At 49.0% G+C, this 16,440-nt stretch carries 17 protein-coding genes; all 17 read left to right on the forward strand.

Translation table 11 applies throughout. The annotated features are described in order from the left end of the window. The first annotated feature begins 7 nt into the window (after positions 1–7). The 17 genes from fliM to QWF21_RS12630 all read left to right on the forward strand — a co-directional run bounded on the left by fliM (position 8) and on the right by QWF21_RS12630 (position 16,439). On the forward strand, positions 8–1,096 hold the full coding sequence (gene fliM, locus QWF21_RS12550; protein ID WP_330088396.1) for a flagellar motor switch protein FliM: 1,089 nt from the start codon (positions 8–10) through the stop codon (positions 1,094–1,096). Between the two features lie 5 nt (positions 1,097–1,101). Beyond that, the gene (gene fliN / locus QWF21_RS12555) at positions 1,102–1,485 is read left to right on the forward strand and encodes a flagellar motor switch protein FliN (RefSeq protein WP_330088397.1); all 384 of its coding nucleotides are present in this window, start codon (positions 1,102–1,104) and stop codon (positions 1,483–1,485) included. 140 nt (positions 1,486–1,625) lie between these two features. Beyond that, on the forward strand, positions 1,626–2,036 hold the full coding sequence (gene fliO, locus QWF21_RS12560) for a flagellar biosynthetic protein FliO (protein WP_330088398.1): 411 nt from the start codon (positions 1,626–1,628) through the stop codon (positions 2,034–2,036). 9 nt (positions 2,037–2,045) lie between these two features. Further along, a complete protein-coding gene (fliP, locus tag QWF21_RS12565) occupies positions 2,046–2,792 on the forward strand; it encodes a flagellar type III secretion system pore protein FliP (protein WP_330088399.1) in 747 nt (248 codons plus the stop codon). A gap of 1 nt (position 2,793) precedes the next feature. Then, a complete protein-coding gene (gene fliQ, locus QWF21_RS12570; RefSeq protein ID WP_091341823.1) occupies positions 2,794–3,063 on the forward strand; it encodes a flagellar biosynthesis protein FliQ in 270 nt (89 codons plus the stop codon). 13 nt (positions 3,064–3,076) lie between these two features. Then, positions 3,077–3,850: a flagellar biosynthetic protein FliR gene (gene fliR / locus QWF21_RS12575; RefSeq protein WP_330088400.1), complete on the forward strand. Its 774-nt coding sequence runs from the start codon at positions 3,077–3,079 to the stop codon at positions 3,848–3,850. Between the two features lie 9 nt (positions 3,851–3,859). Then, positions 3,860–4,996: a flagellar biosynthesis protein FlhB gene (gene flhB, locus QWF21_RS12580; RefSeq protein ID WP_330088401.1), complete on the forward strand. Its 1,137-nt coding sequence runs from the start codon at positions 3,860–3,862 to the stop codon at positions 4,994–4,996. 81 nt (positions 4,997–5,077) lie between these two features. After that, positions 5,078–7,180, forward strand: coding sequence for a flagellar biosynthesis protein FlhA (flhA, locus tag QWF21_RS12585; RefSeq protein ID WP_330088402.1), 2,103 nt, complete (start codon positions 5,078–5,080; stop codon positions 7,178–7,180). A 10-nt stretch (positions 7,181–7,190) separates the two neighbouring features. After that, positions 7,191–8,582 (forward strand): flagellar biosynthesis protein FlhF, encoded by a 1,392-nt coding sequence (gene flhF, locus QWF21_RS12590; protein ID WP_330088403.1) that lies wholly within the window; start codon positions 7,191–7,193, stop codon positions 8,580–8,582. Then, positions 8,575–9,459, forward strand: coding sequence for a MinD/ParA family protein (locus QWF21_RS12595; RefSeq protein WP_330088404.1), 885 nt, complete (start codon positions 8,575–8,577; stop codon positions 9,457–9,459). The genes flhF and QWF21_RS12595 overlap by 8 nt, the downstream gene beginning before the upstream one ends. Continuing rightward, positions 9,456–10,175: an RNA polymerase sigma factor FliA gene (locus QWF21_RS12600; RefSeq protein ID WP_330088405.1), complete on the forward strand. Its 720-nt coding sequence runs from the start codon at positions 9,456–9,458 to the stop codon at positions 10,173–10,175. The genes QWF21_RS12595 and QWF21_RS12600 overlap by 4 nt, the downstream gene beginning before the upstream one ends. A gap of 49 nt (positions 10,176–10,224) precedes the next feature. Next, on the forward strand, positions 10,225–10,608 hold the full coding sequence (gene cheY / locus QWF21_RS12605; protein WP_330088406.1) for a chemotaxis response regulator CheY: 384 nt from the start codon (positions 10,225–10,227) through the stop codon (positions 10,606–10,608). A gap of 26 nt (positions 10,609–10,634) precedes the next feature. Beyond that, positions 10,635–11,396: a protein phosphatase CheZ gene (locus QWF21_RS12610; protein WP_330088407.1), complete on the forward strand. Its 762-nt coding sequence runs from the start codon at positions 10,635–10,637 to the stop codon at positions 11,394–11,396. Positions 11,397–11,411: 15 nt separating this feature from the next. Then, positions 11,412–13,577 (forward strand): chemotaxis protein CheA, encoded by a 2,166-nt coding sequence (locus QWF21_RS12615; RefSeq protein ID WP_330088408.1) that lies wholly within the window; start codon positions 11,412–11,414, stop codon positions 13,575–13,577. Between the two features lie 12 nt (positions 13,578–13,589). After that, a complete protein-coding gene (locus QWF21_RS12620) occupies positions 13,590–14,708 on the forward strand; it encodes a protein-glutamate methylesterase/protein-glutamine glutaminase (protein WP_330088409.1) in 1,119 nt (372 codons plus the stop codon). Then, on the forward strand, positions 14,701–15,444 hold the full coding sequence (locus QWF21_RS12625; RefSeq protein WP_330088410.1) for a flagellar motor protein: 744 nt from the start codon (positions 14,701–14,703) through the stop codon (positions 15,442–15,444). The genes QWF21_RS12620 and QWF21_RS12625 overlap by 8 nt, the downstream gene beginning before the upstream one ends. Positions 15,445–15,452: 8 nt before the next feature. After that, positions 15,453–16,439, forward strand: coding sequence for an OmpA family protein (locus QWF21_RS12630; protein ID WP_330088411.1), 987 nt, complete (start codon positions 15,453–15,455; stop codon positions 16,437–16,439). Position 16,440: the final 1 nt, after the last annotated feature.

Consider the following 16,440-nt stretch of genomic DNA (forward strand, 5'->3'; position numbering starts at 1 on the left):
TAGCGTCGTGACGGACTTATTGTCACAAGATGAAATCGATGCGCTGTTGCATGGCGTTGATGACATCGAAGAAGAAGATATTGACGACGGTGGCGATGGCACCGGCCGCTCTGCCACAGAATACGATTTTTCCTCACAGGATCGGATTGTTCGTGGTCGTATGCCAACGCTTGAGCTGGTCAATGAGCGCTTTGCCCGTCATATGCGAATCAGCTTATTCAATATGATGCGCCGGTCTGCCGAGGTGTCGATCAATGGCGTACAAATGATTAAGTTTGGTGAGTATGTCCATACCCTTTTTGTGCCGACCAGTTTGAATATGGTGCGCTTCCGTCCATTGAAAGGCACCGGCCTTATCACCATGGAGGCCCGGCTGGTCTTTATTCTGGTGGATAACTTCTTTGGTGGCGATGGTCGCTACCATGCAAAAATTGAAGGGCGGGAATTCACCCCGACCGAGCGGCGTATTATACAGATGCTGCTGAAATTGATTTTTGAAGATTACAAAGAAGCCTGGGCTCCGGTGATGGATGTCTCTTTTGAATACCTTGACTCCGAAGTCAATCCAGCCATGGCCAACATTGTTAGCCCAACAGAAGTGGTGGTCATTAGCTCTTTTCACATTGAGCTGGATGGCGGTGGTGGTGATTTTCATGTGGCTTTGCCTTATTCCATGCTGGAACCCATTCGTGAATTGCTGGATGCCGGGGTGCAGAGTGATAAAGAAGACACCGATCTGCGCTGGAGTAAAGCAATGCGCGATGAGATCATGGATGTTGAAGTCAATCTGACCACCAAAATGCTGGATGTGGATTTAACGCTGCAAGAGGTGATGGAGTTAAAAGCAGGGGATATTATCCCGGTCGAGTTGCCAGAGCATATCACAGTGCTCATTGAAGAACTGCCGACTTACCGGGCTAAAATGGGGCGCTCACGTGATAATGTTGCGCTGAAGATCATTGAAAAAATTAAACGACCAGAGTCGGTGAAGTCAGAGTTGCACGTCTTTACCAAAGGTGGACGACGGCTGGATAGTGATGCCGATATCTCTGAACTGGAAGCCGACTTAAATTTATCGGCACGTACTGAGGATTAAATACAATGGCTGATGATAAAGATACCATGGATGAATGGGCTGCTGCGATGGCAGAAGCTGATGGCGATGGAGCAACGCCGGTCGAGCTGGATGAGTTGACGGAAGACCACCAGGGTACAGGTGAGGATAAACTGAAGCTCGACACCATCTTGGATATTCCGGTGACCATTTCGATGGAGGTTGGCCGATCTAAGATCAGCATTCGGAATTTACTGCAACTGAACCAGGGCTCTGTGGTCGAGTTGGAGCGGGTTGCCGGTGAGCCGTTGGATGTGCTGGTAAATGGTACATTAATCGCCCATGGTGAGGTGGTGGTGGTCAATGATAAGTTTGGCATTCGCCTGACGGATGTGATCAGCCAGATTGAGCGTATTAAGAAGTTGCGTTGATGAAAAGATCCATAGTTGCAGTTGGTTTTTGCTTACTTGTTAGTACTGGCTTGCTGGCGGTGCCGGATGAGCCAGAAGCCGGGCCAGCCCAGTCGCCTGAGATCGCTTTGGTGGCATCTGACGTTGATGCAGAACCCAGCATGGATACAGAGCCAGCTTCCGACGCTATGGTAACCAGCTCGCCTTATCGCTTTGGTCAGGATAAAGATGCCGGGGATCAGGCTTTAAAAAGGGCTGGCGCGACCACAGGTTTGTCTTTGGGGAAAATCGTCATTTCTCTGGCATTTGTTATTTTGATGGTGTTGCTGCTGGGCTGGTCCTTCAAAAAATTGACACTCCGGATGCCGGGTAGTCAGCATATGAAAGTAATTAGCACCATTCCGCTTGGACCTAAGGAAAGGTTGTTAGTTATTGAAATGCAAGGAAAACAGCGTGTTCTAGGGGTGACGGCACACCAAATTAATTTCTTGTTTGAACTCGATAAGCCCTTGCCAGAAGAAAAGTTGGCATCAGAATTTCATAGTCAGTTGCAATCGTGGTTGAAAAAGTAAAAATGGACTATGTTGCGACTTCTATGGGTGCTGCTGGCACTGGGTTTTAGTTCCGCAGTCAATGCTGATGTCGGTACCTTGCAAGCCATCAGCGTTACCACCAATCCAGACGGTTCTCAGGAATACAGTGTAACGCTGCAAGTTCTGGCCATTATGACGGCCCTGAGCTTTATTCCGGCCATGGTCATAATGATGACCAGCTTTACCCGCATTATTGTGGTGTTGGCTATTTTACGCCAGGCCATCGGTCTGCAACAGTCGCCATCGAACCAGGTATTGATAGGGATCGCTTTGTTCCTGTCCTTTTTTATCATGGCGCCGGTGTTCAATGAAATCAACGAACAGGCGCTACAGCCTTATCTGGCGGAAGAAAAAACCTCATTGGAGGCTTTGCAGCAAGCCAGTATACCGGTCAAGGAGTTTATGCTGCATCAGACCCGGCTGCGCGATCTGGACACTTTTGCCAGCATTGCCGGGGTAGAAGAAGTCGACAATCTGATGGACTTGCCCATCACCGTCATTATTCCTGCATTTATTACCAGTGAGCTTAAAACAGCCTTCCAGATTGGCTTTATGTTGTTTATTCCATTTCTAATCATTGACTTGGTAGTGGCCAGTGTCTTGATGGCAATGGGTATGATGATGTTGTCACCGATGATTATTTCGTTGCCTTTTAAATTAATGATGTTTGTGCTGGTCGATGGTTGGATCCTGGTGATGGGAACCATGGCCACCAGCTTTGGATTGGGGACCTAGTATGAGCCCTGAGGTGTTTGTTGATGTGCTGCGAGATGCTTTGTACATCGTGATCCTGCTGGTAAGTGCGATTATTTTACCATCGCTTTTTGTTGGCTTGATTGTGGCGGTGTTTCAGGCTGCAACCTCCATTAATGAACAAACCTTAAGCTTTTTACCGCGTTTGATTGTCACCATACTGGCGCTTATTTTTGGTGGCCATTGGCTGACCCGGGTGATTATGGACTTTACCGAAGGTCTGATCCTTAGTATTCCATCTGTGGTTGGCTGAGCGGGGACTGGCGATGACGTTTCATCTGGACCTCATCATGCAAACCCTGGCCGACTTTTTACTGCCAATGGCTCGGGTCAGTGGCGTGCTGATGATTATGGCCGGTTTGGGTACCCGTAATGTGCCGATGCGGATCCGGATTGCGCTGATCGTGACTTTAACCATAATGATTATGCCGGTCATACCGCCAGTGGCAAATCCTGAACTGATGTCATTTCGTATGGTGTTGCAAGTGATGCAGCAAGTAACCATTGGTTTTGCCATCGGTTTTATGACGCTTATCTTTATCAATACCTTTATTATTGCCGGCCAGGTGCTGGCTACCCAGAGTGGTTTGGCCTTTGCGTCCATGGTTGATCCTGCCAGTGGTATCAGTGTGCCTGCGATCGGACAGTTTTATCTGATCCTGGCAACCCTGCTGTTTTTTATTTTTGATGGTCACCTGATCACCATCCAGATGCTGGTGATGAGTTTTGATACTTTGCCGATTGTTGATGCCTGGTGGTCGGTGTTGCAGATATGGCAGATCATGGAGTTTGCCGGCTGGATGTTTGCAACCGCTTTATCCATTACGCTGGCACCGATAATTGCTATGCTGGTGGTGAATTTGTCGTTTGGCATTATGACCAGGGCAGCACCGCAGTTAAATATCTTCGCGATTGGCTTCCCAATTACCATGTTATCCGGGCTGCTTATTCTCTGGCTGACCCTGGATACCTTTCTTATTCATTATGGCATTCAGTGGCAGTTGGCTGTGGATTACAGCTGTCGTGTGATTGGCTGCTAGGGGGGCACTATGGCGGAAAGTTCCAGTGGCGGTGAAAAGACCGAACAGCCCACCCCCAAGAAAATTGAAGATGCCCGCAAAAAAGGGCAGATAGCCCGGTCAAAAGATTTAGGTACGGCTTTTGTCTTAATCAGCAGTGCCACGGCTTTGTTGTTGTTTGGTCCTATGCTGGCCCGCAGGGTACTGACCATCGGGCAGCGTATGTTCACATTGCAACCTAAAGATGTGTTTGATACTCAGTCGATGTTTTCGGCCTGGGGTGACATTATGCAGCTTTTACTGCCTCCGATGGTATTTATCTTTGCTTTTATCCTGGTGGCGGCATTTATTGGCAACTGCTTGCTGGGTGGTTTCAATTTTAGCTGGGAAGCCGCTGGGCCTAAAGCCAGCAAAATGAGTCCGCTAAAAGGGTTTAAGCGGATGTTTGGCTTGCAGGCAATGGTTGAGCTGGGTAAAAGTATTTTGAAAGTCTTGGTCGTGGTTGGTATGGCACTGGGACTGTTGAACATGTTCTTCCGTGACATCATGACCTTATCGGTGATGAGTGCTCCCAATAACATCGAAGATGCACTATGGATCTTAGGTTGGATGTTCTTTGGTCTTTGTTGCAGTGTGATCATTATTGCCCTGGTGGATGCACCTTATCAAGCCTGGAAGCACAACAAAGAACTGATGATGACGCTGCAGGAAGTAAAAGATGAACACAAAAATATGGAGGGGGATCCTAAAATTAAAGCCCGCATCCGCCGCACTCAGATGCAGATGTCGATGAAGCGGATGATGCAGGAAATCCCTTCTGCGGATGTTATCGTGACTAACCCGACCCACTATGCCGTTGCACTGCGGTATAAACAAGGGCGGGACAGAGCGCCTGTCGTGGTGGCAAAAGGTGTCGATCAAATTGCACTGCAAATTCGGAAAATCGGTCAGCAGCATCGGGTACCTCTGGTTGAATCGCCTGCATTGGCCAGGGCCATTTATTACACGACTAGTATAGAGCACCCCATTCCTGATGCGTTGTTCTCTGCTGTTGCGCAGGTCCTTGCTTATGTCTATCAGTTGAATCTCTTTATCAAAGGCCGGGGCAAACGCCCTCGCAAACTGGGCAAAGAACTGCCTATTCCCAGCGATTATTACTACGATTAACGGTTTAATGCTAGTTGCTCTGACAAGTTGGAGCAATTTTTGCTTTTGTCCTGATAGCGCCAATTTTTTGTTGGGACAACCATGCAGTTAGCCAGTTACTTCAATCGTTTTGATCGCAGCAAGATGAATCACCTCAAAGGCTTGGGTACGCCATTTTTGATTATGGCTGCTTTGTCTATGGTGGTATTACCGCTACCTGCTTTTTTGCTGGATATTCTGTTTTCCTTCAATATTGCCCTTGCTTTGGTGGTACTGCTGGTAACGATTTACACCTTGCGGCCATTGGACTTTGGTATTTTCCCTACCGTGTTGTTGATCGCAACCATTATGCGGTTGGCCTTGAATGTCGCCAGCACCCGGGTGGTGCTGCTGGAGGGACATCAAGGAGGGGATGCCGCCGGCAAAGTTATCGAAGCCTTTGGCTCTGTTGTGATTGGCGGTAATTATGCTGTTGGCCTAGTGGTTTTCTTTATTCTGATCATCATTAACTTTGTGGTTATTACCAAAGGGGCCGGGCGGATAGCTGAAGTAACTGCCCGTTTTACACTGGATGCGATGCCAGGCAAGCAAATGGCGATCGATGCCGACTTAAATGCAGGTTTGTTAACACAGGAAGAAGCCAGCGCACGTCGTGATGAGGTGACACAGGAAGCCGACTTTTATGGCTCTATGGATGGTGCCAGTAAATTTGTCAAAGGCGATGCGATCGCGGGTATTGTGATTCTGGCCATCAACCTTGTGGGCGGGCTCTTTATTGGCATGATCCAGCATGGTTTGACTTTCGGACAAGCTGTGGAGGTGTATACCCTGCTGACCATTGGGGATGGTCTGGTCGCGCAAATTCCGGCGCTGTTGTTGTCCATTGGTACGGCCATCATTATCACCCGACAAAACCGTTCTGAAGACATGGGCTCTCAGTTCACGGGCCAGTTGGCCAATATCCGGGTGTTGTTTATAGCAGCCGGTGTGCTTGCCCTGATGGGAATTGTACCTGGTATGCCACACTTTTCGTTTATTTCTCTGGCATTACTGGTTGGAGGCTTTGCGTATTTTTTATACCGCAAGGAGCAGCAAAAAGGTGCCGAGCTGGTACGTCAGGGACCAGAACTGGATACCCGTCAGGAACCGCAAGCCGTTAAAGAGATTGGTTGGGATGATGTGCAGCCAGTCGATACCATTGGTTTGGAAGTTGGTTACCGGTTAATTCCTTTGGTTGATAAATCTCAAGGTGGAGAGTTGCTTACCCGTATTAAAGGGGTGCGGAAAAAGTTATCGCAGGAATTGGGTTTTTTAATCCCTGCGGTCCATATTCGCGACAACCTGGATCTGGAACCCAACAGCTACCGGGTGTCTTTGATGGGAGTTACTACCGGGGAATCAGAATTGCGCCATGATCACGAGCTGGCGATTAATCCCGGTCAGGTTTTTGGCACGGTAAAGGGGATTGCGACCCGGGATCCTGCTTTTGGGCTGGAGGCGGTGTGGATTGCCAAGGATCAGCGTGAGCATGCACAAACCTTAGGCTACACCGTGGTGGATGCTGCCACAGTCGTGGCGACCCATCTTAGTCAGATCCTCACCAACAATGCGGCCAGCTTGCTGGGGCATGAAGAAGTCCAAAATTTACTGGATATGCTGGGGCGAAGCTCCCCTAAATTGGTGGAAGCCCTGGTTCCGGAAACCTTGCCATTGACCACAGTGGTAAAAGTTTTGCAGAACCTGCTAAATGAAGGTGTGCCAATTCGGGATATGAAAACGCTGGTGCAAACATTGGTGGAGTACGGTGCGAAAAGTCAGGATGTGGATGTGCTGACCGCAGCCTGCCGCATTGCGCTGCGTCGGCTGATCGTGCAGGAGATCGCCGGCAGTCAACCTGAGCTGCCCGTCATTACTTTTGCTCCGGAGTTGGAACAAATGCTGCATCAGTCGATGCAGGCAGCTGGCAATGATGGCGGTGGAATTGAGCCAGGTTTGGCTGAGCGTATCCAACAATCCTTGCAGGAGGCCAGCCAGAGTCAGGAGCTTAATGGGGAATCCGCCATTTTACTCACGTCAAGTATTTTACGCTCTGTGATGGCACGATTTGTGAAGTACACCATTCCAGGGTTGCGAGTGCTGTCCTACCAAGAAATACCAGACGACAAGCAAATTCGTATTGTCAGTGTGGTAGGCCAGGCAAATTAGGAGATAGCCGATGAAAATTAAACGTTTTGTTGCCAAAGATATGCGTGCAGCTTTAGACGAAGTCAAAGAGTTTTTTGGACCGGATGCCATTATTATGTCCAATAAAAAAGTGGCTAACGGGGTAGAGATTGTCGCGGCTATCGACCCGGATGCAGCCCCTGCAGTGGCTATCAGTACTGAGACAGCGCGGCCTGTTCCTGCCTCCGGTCCTGCCGAACGGCGCAGTGTCTTCGGCCCACCCATACAACCAACAGAGCTGCAGCCGGATGAAGAGACTGACTCGCTGCGGGCTTTATTAGCCAGACAAATGAGCAAGCAAACGGGTCAGGCAGAGCCGGTGAAAACGGCTCAGCCCGCAAAGTTTACAAAACCTGGGCCCAGAGCTGAGCGTCAAAACAATGGCGGTTCGAACATAGTCAGTTTGCAAGAGATTACAGCTCTGCAAGAAAAACAACAGCAAGCATTTCAGGCTCAGTTTGAAGCCATGCGCAATGAGATGCTATCAATGCGACAATTGTTGCAACATCAGGTATCTGGCTTGATGTGGCAGGATCTGGCTCGAAGTGAGCCGGTACGTGCCCTGATCATTGAGCAATTACGGCAAATGGGCTTGTCGGCAGCTATGGCCGATCAGCTGGCTTGCTTTATGCCTGAAGACATTCCTCATAGTGAGGCATGGCAAACCGCATTGGAATTACTTGCCGGCCAGTTAACAACAGGCAATAATGATATCATGCGTAAAGGGGGGGTGGTTGCTCTGGTAGGCCCTACCGGTGTTGGGAAAACCACCACGGTCGCAAAGCTGGCGGCACAGTATGCCCGTAAACATGGTGCTGAGCAGGTCGCTTTAATCACTACCGATACCTTTCGCATTGGCGCTTTGGATCAGTTATCCACTTTTGGCCGTATTATCGGTTGTCCGGTACGTCAAGCCAAGGACAGTGAAGAGCTGGCATTGTTGCTTAAGCAATTTGCCAATCGCAGTCTGGTATTAATTGATACAGCCGGTATGAGCCAGCGAGATGTCCGGTTAGCAGAAAAACTTGCAGCATTGATGCAGGATTCTCTTGTAAAAATAAAGAGCTATTTGGTATTGTCTGCAACAGCGCAGGCTCGGGTGATGCAAGAGAGTGTTGAGCACTTCAAACGTATTCCATTATCAGGTTGTATTTTTACCAAACTTGATGAATGCTTAAGCTTAGGTGAAATTATTAATGCAGCGCTACAAAATGCTTTACCGGTTTGCTATTTGACCAATGGTCAGCGCGTGCCGGAGGATATTCGCATTGCCCGGGCGGACGACATCGTAGCGCAAGCCGAAAAATTACGCATCGCACACAGTAGTACGGCTTATCAGTGGGACAGTATCGCTGAGGGCCGAGCGGAAGGAGCCTATGCATAGTCATGAGCACATCGATGATCAGGCCGCAGGTCTGAGGACAATGAAAACAAACATGGTCAAAGTTATCGCAATTACCGGTGGTAAAGGCGGCGTTGGCAAGACCAATGTCTCAATCAATCTCGCTATAGCCATCGCTCAGCTTGGAAAGCGCGTGATGGTGTTGGATGCCGATTTAGGCCTGGCAAACTGTGATGTTATGCTGGGCTTGCGTGTGCAAAAAAACTTGTCACATGTTCTCTCCGGGGAAGCTGAGCTGGATGATATTTTGATTGAGGGGCCTGCTGGCATCAAAATCATTCCTGCCACTTCAGGTTCGCAGAATATGACCGAGCTTAGCCCGGCAGAGCATGCCGGATTGATTCGGGCTTTTAGCGAGATGAAAACCCGGGTAGATGTCTTATTGATAGATACCGCTGCTGGTATCTCCGATATGGTGATGAGCTTTTCCAGAGCTTCTCAGGATGTACTTGTGGTGGTTTGTGATGAGCCATCATCCATTACTGACGCCTACGCCCTCATGAAAATTTTAAGCCGTGACCATGATGTGCAGCGCTTTAAAATTATTGCCAACATGGTGCGAAGCTTAAGGGAAGGGCAAGAGCTGTTCGCAAAACTGACCCGGGTGACTGACCGGTTTTTAGATGTGAACCTAGAGCTGGTTGCTACTATTCCGTATGATGAGAATGTTCGTAAAGCGGCCAGAAAGCAACGAGCCTTCGTGGAGGCATTCCCCAAAACCGGAGCCAGCCTGGCTGTTAAGTCATTGGCAATGAAGGTGAGTAAATGGCCTGCCCCCCCCGGCGCTTCAGGGCATCTGGAGTTTTTCCTGGAGCAATTGATTCTGCCACCAGATAAAAGTCAACGAGGTTTAGCGTGAATGCGAAGCTGTCTGCTTATGGCGGAGCAGACCAACTAACACAGTTGATTGAACGCCATGCTCCCCTGGTTAAACGTATTGCTTACCATTTGCTAGCGCGGTTGCCTGCCAGCGTGCAGGTCGATGATCTGATCCAGTCTGGTATGATTGGGCTGATGGAAGCAGCTAAAAATTTCGATGGCAGCAAAGGGGCCAGTTTTGAGACCTTTGCAGGGATCCGTATCCGTGGCTCTATGCTGGATGAGATCCGGCGCGGAGATTGGACCCCCCGCTCTGTGCACCGGAACGCTCGTTTAATCGCCGATACCATTGCGGAATTGGAAGCAGAGCTTGGCCGAGATGTTAAAGATATAGAAGTTGCTGAAAAACTTGATATATCTTTAGATGAGTACCATCATATGTTAAGTGATGTCAGTTGTGGCCGAATTCTTGGAATTGAGGATTTGGGTGTATCTGAAGATGTACTGGCAACTGCTGATGAAAGAGAAACTGATCAGCTTTACGAAGCTCAGGCTAGTGAGGCTTTTCAGCAAAGTTTGGCTCTAACAATCAGTAGTTTGCCCGAGCGGGAAGCATTAGTGCTATCACTGTATTACAATGATGAGCTAAACTTGAAAGAGATCGGTGCCGTACTGAATGTCAGTGAGTCCCGGGTCAGTCAAATCCATAGTCAGGCACTGGTTCGTTTAAAGTCCAGAATGCAGGATTGGTTGTAATCAAAGTTATTGTACATGTCCGATAACGATTTTCTCAGCGGAGGGGATTTTGGATAAGAACATGAAAATTCTGGTGGTTGATGATTTCTCAACCATGCGGCGTATCATAAAAAATTTATTGCGGGACCTTGGTTTTACCAACGTCTCTGAAGCAGATGATGGTAGCACTGCATTGCCTATGTTGCAGAATGGCGATTTTGATTTTGTTGTTACTGACTGGAATATGCCAGGTATGCAAGGTATTGACTTGCTCCGAGCGATTCGGGCAGACGACAAACTGAAACACATTCCTGTGTTAATGGTCACTGCAGAAGCCAAAAAAGAGCAGATTATTGCTGCGGCTCAGGCTGGTGTAAACGGGTATATTGTAAAACCCTTTACTGCAGCAACCTTGCAGGAAAAACTATCCAAGGTGTTTGAAAGGATTGGTTAACCTGACTTAAACAAGGGAGTACTGCAATGTCCGCACTGACAGCGCCATCAATAACTCTGGAGCAAGCTAAAGAGCTGGTTCAGTTATTAGAGATGGGAGAAAACGAAGCGGCAAACCAATTGGTGCAACAAGTTGTTGTACCAGGTTCTGCAGAACTGTTCTCAGAGGTTGGGAAACTTACCCGTCAGCTGCATGATTCACTAAAAAACTTCCAGCTCGATCCTTCACTTAGTAGCTTGTTGGAAGAAGATATCCCAGACGCTAAGAAGCGTTTGAATCACGTCATCGATATGACCGAGCAAGCAGCCAACAAAACCATGGATGCTGTGGAGTCCTGTTTACCCATCGCTGATCAGCTGGGGCAAAATCTGCAAAGTATTTTGCCTGACTGGCAGCGTTTGATGACACGGGATCTTAAGGTTGGTGAGTTCAAGTCACTCTGTCATAGCTTAAACGGGTTTTTGGACCAGGCGAATACAGATGCTGGCACCCTGAATGGGCTACTGACCGAAGTTTTGATGGCTCAAGATTATCAGGATTTAACCGGTCAAATACTGCGCCGTGTTATTGAACTAGTTCGTGAAGTAGAAGAGAGTCTGATTGGTCTGTTAACCGCCTTTGGTGAAAGCAATCCAGACTTATTGCCCGATACCCCTAGACCTGCAAAAGCCAGGAAAGTGATCGCTGCAGCTGAGGCTGAAGGACCTATTATCGACGCTGAAGGGCGTGATGATGTAGTCACTGGACAGGACGATGTGGATGATCTTTTGTCGAGTTTAGGTTTTTAAAAAAGGTGACCAAGCATGAGCTTTGATATGGATGAAGACATTCTGCAGGACTTTCTGGTCGAAGCTGGTGAGATCCTGGAGCTGCTGCAAGAGCAACTGGTTGAGTTGGAGAATAATCCGGAAGACTCCAACCTGTTGAATGCGATTTTCAGAGGTTTTCATACTGTCAAAGGTGGGGCTGGTTTCCTCTCGCTGGCAGAGCTGGTTGATGCGTGTCATGGTGCAGAGAATGTTTTCGATATCTTACGTACCGGCAAGCGTCAGGTTACAGCCGAGTTGATGGATGTGATTTTGCAGGCCCTGGACACTGTCAACGCCATGTTTGTGCAGGTGCAAAACCGTCAGCCATTAACACCAGCCGATCCAGCCTTATTGGATGCATTGCATCGATTAAGTGAGCCTGATGATGGCTCAGGTGCTGCACCAGCACCAGCACCAGTTACGCCTGTCAACGCTCAGCCTGAGCCTGCACCTGCACCAGTTACTTCGGAATCCAATGCCTCTGGCAGTATTGATGAAATCGATGAGGATGAGTTTGAACGTCTGCTGGACGAACTGCACGGTGGTAAGGCTCCGGGCCACAGCCAGGCAGCAGCTCCAGGGCTGACTGCAGATATGCAGGGCGACATGACCGATGACGAGTTTGAAGCTATTTTAGATCAGCTGCATGGTAAAGGCTCTTTTAAAGCAGACGACAGCGCGGCTCCGGCTGTTGTTGCAAAAGCTCCTGCTGCCAAAGCGGGCAAAGATGATGAAATCACCGATGATGAGTTTGAGTCTTTGCTGGATGAGTTGCATGGCAAGGGGCTTTCACCACAGGCAGGCACAGATAAACCTGTTCCGCCAGAGCGTAAGCCTGCGCCTAAGGTTCCTGAAACACAAAGCAGCAGTGCTGCTCCGGCTGCCGCCCCGGCTCCGGTTCCCTCAGCAGCTTCATCAGCAGCTAAGCCTGCCGCTGCTTCACCGGCTCCACAACCAGAAACCACTGTTCGGGTAGATACAAAGCGGCTTGATGAGATCATGAATATGGTCGGGGAACTGGTACTGGTGCGTAACCGTCTGGTAAGTCTTGCTACCAGTACCAAAGATGAAGAAATGGGTAAAGCCATAGCTAACCTGGATGTGGTGACAGCCGACATCCAAGGTGCCGTGATGAAAACCCGTATGCAGCCCATTAAGAAAGTTTTTGGCCGCTTCCCCCGGGTTGTGCGTGATCTGGCCCGTTCACTGAAAAAAGATATTGTGCTTGAGCTGGAAGGTGAAGAAACCGATCTGGATAAAAATCTGGTGGAGGCATTGGCTGATCCTTTAGTCCACCTGGTACGAAACTCGGTCGATCACGGTATAGAGATGCCAGATGTGCGGCAAGCCTCCGGCAAAGACCGTACTGGTAAGGTTAAATTAGCTGCCGAGCAGGCTGGGGATCATATTTTGCTGACCATCGAAGATGATGGTGCTGGCATGGATCCGGAAAAGCTGAAAGGGATTGCTATTAAACGTGGCATACTTGATGTCGATGCTGCTGGCAGAATGTCCGATACGGAAGCTTTTAATCTGATTTTTGCTCCCGGATTTTCTACCAAAGAACAAATTTCTGATATTTCCGGCCGTGGCGTTGGCATGGATGTGGTTAAAACCAAGATCACCCAGCTCAATGGCAGTGTCCATATCAATTCCGAGCTTGGCAAAGGCACTTTACTGGAAATCAAAGTTCCGTTGACGCTCGCTATTTTACCTACCTTGATGGTGGTGGTTGGTAAGCAAACCTTTGCCCTACCGCTTGGTACCATTGATGAGATTGTGCAGTTGGATCTGGCCAAAACCAACAATGTGGATGGCCAGCTTACCATCATCGTCCGGGATAAAGCGATACCACTATTTTATCTCGAGCACTGGCTGGTGAAAGGCTCCAGCAAATCTGTCCGCCGAGAGCATGGGCACGTCGTTATTTTACAGCTGGGTACGCAAAAAATTGGTTTTGTGGTCGATTCATTGATAGGCCAGGAAGAGGTGGTCATCAAGCCATTGGATAATTTACTGCAGGGCACACCTGGCATGGCCGGAGCGACCATTACGTCGGATGGCGGTATTGCGTTGATACTGGATGTACCAAGTTTATTAAAACACTACGCTAGAAAATCGAAAATCAAACTTGAGCGATTCAATAAATCAGCGACCTAAAGCGAGTGATGAATGGCATTAAAAGTGTTGGTGGTGGATGACTCCAGTTTCTTCCGTCGTCGTTTAACAGAAATTCTAAACGCCGATCCTGAGCTCGAGGTCATTGATACAGCGAACAATGGTCAGCAAGCGGTTGATAAAGCCATAGCGCTTAAGCCCGATGTGATCACGATGGACATCGAGATGCCGGTGATGGATGGCATCACGGCCGTGCGTGAAATTATGAAGCAACAGCGCACGCCAATCTTAATGTTCTCCTCGCTTACCCACGAAGGGGCTAAGGCTACTCTGGATGCGCTGGACGCTGGTGCGATAGACTTTCTACCTAAAAAGTTTGAGGATATCGCCAGAGACAGAGATGAGGCTGTAACTCTATTGCGTCAACGTGTGAAGGCTGTAGCCCGTCGCCGACTCAGTAGTCGCTCTGTTGAAACCGCGCGGCCTGCACTAACCCGTACCAGCTTTGAACGGCCTAAACTTTCAGAGCGGATGAAAGAGAGCCCACCTCCTTCCCGGCCGCTTACGGGGCCCACTTTTAAAGCCAGTGGTAAAAGTTACAAATTACTTGCTATCGGAACTTCTACCGGAGGTCCTGTTGCATTGCAAAAGATTATCACTGCTTTACCAGCGAACTTTCCGGTGCCTATCATCTTGATTCAGCATATGCCAGCTGCATTTACCGGTGCTTTTGCTTCCCGTTTGAACGGTTTGGCTAAAATTTCAGTCAAGGAAGCTGAAGACAATGATGTATTGAAACCTGGTGTGGCTTATTTAGCGCCAGGTGGTAAGCAAATGCTGGTGGAAGGCAAAGCTGAACAAGCCAAGCTTCGTATCAAAGACGATGACTCACCCCGGATTACTTTTAAGCCAAGCGTGGATATTACTTTTGGCAGTGCTGCCCGGGTATATCGTGATCAGGTGTTGGCCGTCATTTTAACCGGCATGGGTTCCGACGGGCGTGAAGGCGCTCGTTTACTTAAACAATATGGCTCTCGGATCTGGGCTCAGGATGAAGCCAGTTGCGTTGTCTATGGCATGCCCCAGGCAGTTGCAGCAGCCGGCTTAATGGATGTAGAAGTTAGCCTGGAAGAGTCTGCCAGTAAATTAATAGCTGAAGTGATGCATGGATAAACTTGCGTTAATAGGTTTTTTTGTTGCCATCGTAGGGGTCGTGGGAGGCTTTGCGCTGGAGGGGGGCTCCATCCTCACTCTGCTGCATTTGCCGGCATTTATTATTGTGGTGGGTGGCACTGTGGGGGCAGTGATGATACAAACCCCTTTGCCACAATTTAAGCTGGGTTTTCAACTGTTGCCCTGGGTAATTAGAGGGCACAACTTACCAACCACCAGCATGGTGGATCGCATTATCGAGTGGAGCAATGCAGCCCGTAGCAGTGGTTTTCTGGCTTTGGAAAATATTGCATTGGAAGAAAAAGACCCTTTTGTGCATCGTGGGCTTAATTTGCTGGTGGATGGCGTTGATCCCAAAGTCCTTCAAGATACGCTGGATGCAGAGCTGACGTTGGAGCGTGAGCGCCTGCTTCGTGGGGCGAAAATTTTTGAAGCCATGGGAGGTTATAGCCCGACCATTGGTATTGTTGGGGCCGTACTGGGGTTGATTCAAGCCATGGCCAATATTACCGAACCAGAGTTACTAGGTCTGGGTATTGCGACCGCTTTTGTTGCGACGATTTATGGTGTTGGTTTCGCAAATTTAATTTTTGTACCAGTAGGAAATAAACTGAAAAATCTGGTGCATCAGCATACATTGCATCATGAAATGATAGTTGAAGGCCTAATCTCTATTGCCTATGGTGAAAACCCCCGCACCATTGAGCGCAAATTGAATGCCTACCGTGCGGGGTAACAACGGTTATGTACCGGCATAAGAACAAACACCAGAAAGTTGAAGCCGAAGAGTTGGATCGATGGCTGGTGTCGTACGCCGATTACATGACGTTAATGTTCGCTTTATTTGTCGTGTTGTACGCCATGTCGATTGTTAAAGACGAAGAGTACCGTGCTTTATCCGATACCCTGACGAAAATATTTGAGCGACCGGATCGAAGTGGCACCGGCGTGGAAGGTACCTCTGTGTTGCTGGAGCCAGGCCCGCAGAGTGAGCTGGATTTGTATGGTGCGTCACTGGAGCCTGCCAAAGGCCCTGAGTTGGTTGCTGATGCCACGGAGTTATCGGATGTCACTGAGCGTTTACTGGGCTCACCTTTAAGTTCGCTGGAAACAGAGTTGCAAGAAGCCTTAGCGCATTTAATGGAACAGGGTCTGGCAAAAGTTGAGCAGGATGACAACTGGTTGACCATCGAACTGAACAGTGGCTTATTATTTCCTAGCGGCAGTGCAACTGCGACTCTATCCGCTCGGGCCGTGCTGGATGAAATTGCCAGCATCATAGTGCCAATCAACAACTTTATCCGGGTTCGTGGCTATACTGATGATGTGCCAATCAATAACGAGCTCTTTGCATCCAACTGGGAGTTATCGGTTGCCCGGGCGACGTCGGTGCTGCGGTTGTTGCAGGATTTGGCAGTAGCACCGCAGCGTATGGCCATCGAAGGCTATGGCGAGTATTACCCGACAGCAGATAATTCGACCCCGCAAGGGCGGGCGGAGAATCGGCGGGTCGTGATAGCTATTTCCAAGTATGGCTACCGGGCCGAAGACGCTACGATTGATCTGGCGGAACCCCCGACAGAGATCCCAGCGGAAGTGATCCAACAACTGGAAAGTATGACGCAGGATGATGGCAGCATTCGGGTGATCAGGCTACCAGGTGGTGGCATTCGAATTACAACTCGGGACGAAGAGCAAACAGAGCCTTCGCAGCAACAGCAGGAACCTTGAT

The organism is Alkalimonas mucilaginosa (genome assembly GCF_036327005.1).
GTDB lineage: Bacteria > Pseudomonadota > Gammaproteobacteria > Enterobacterales > Alteromonadaceae > Alkalimonas > Alkalimonas mucilaginosa.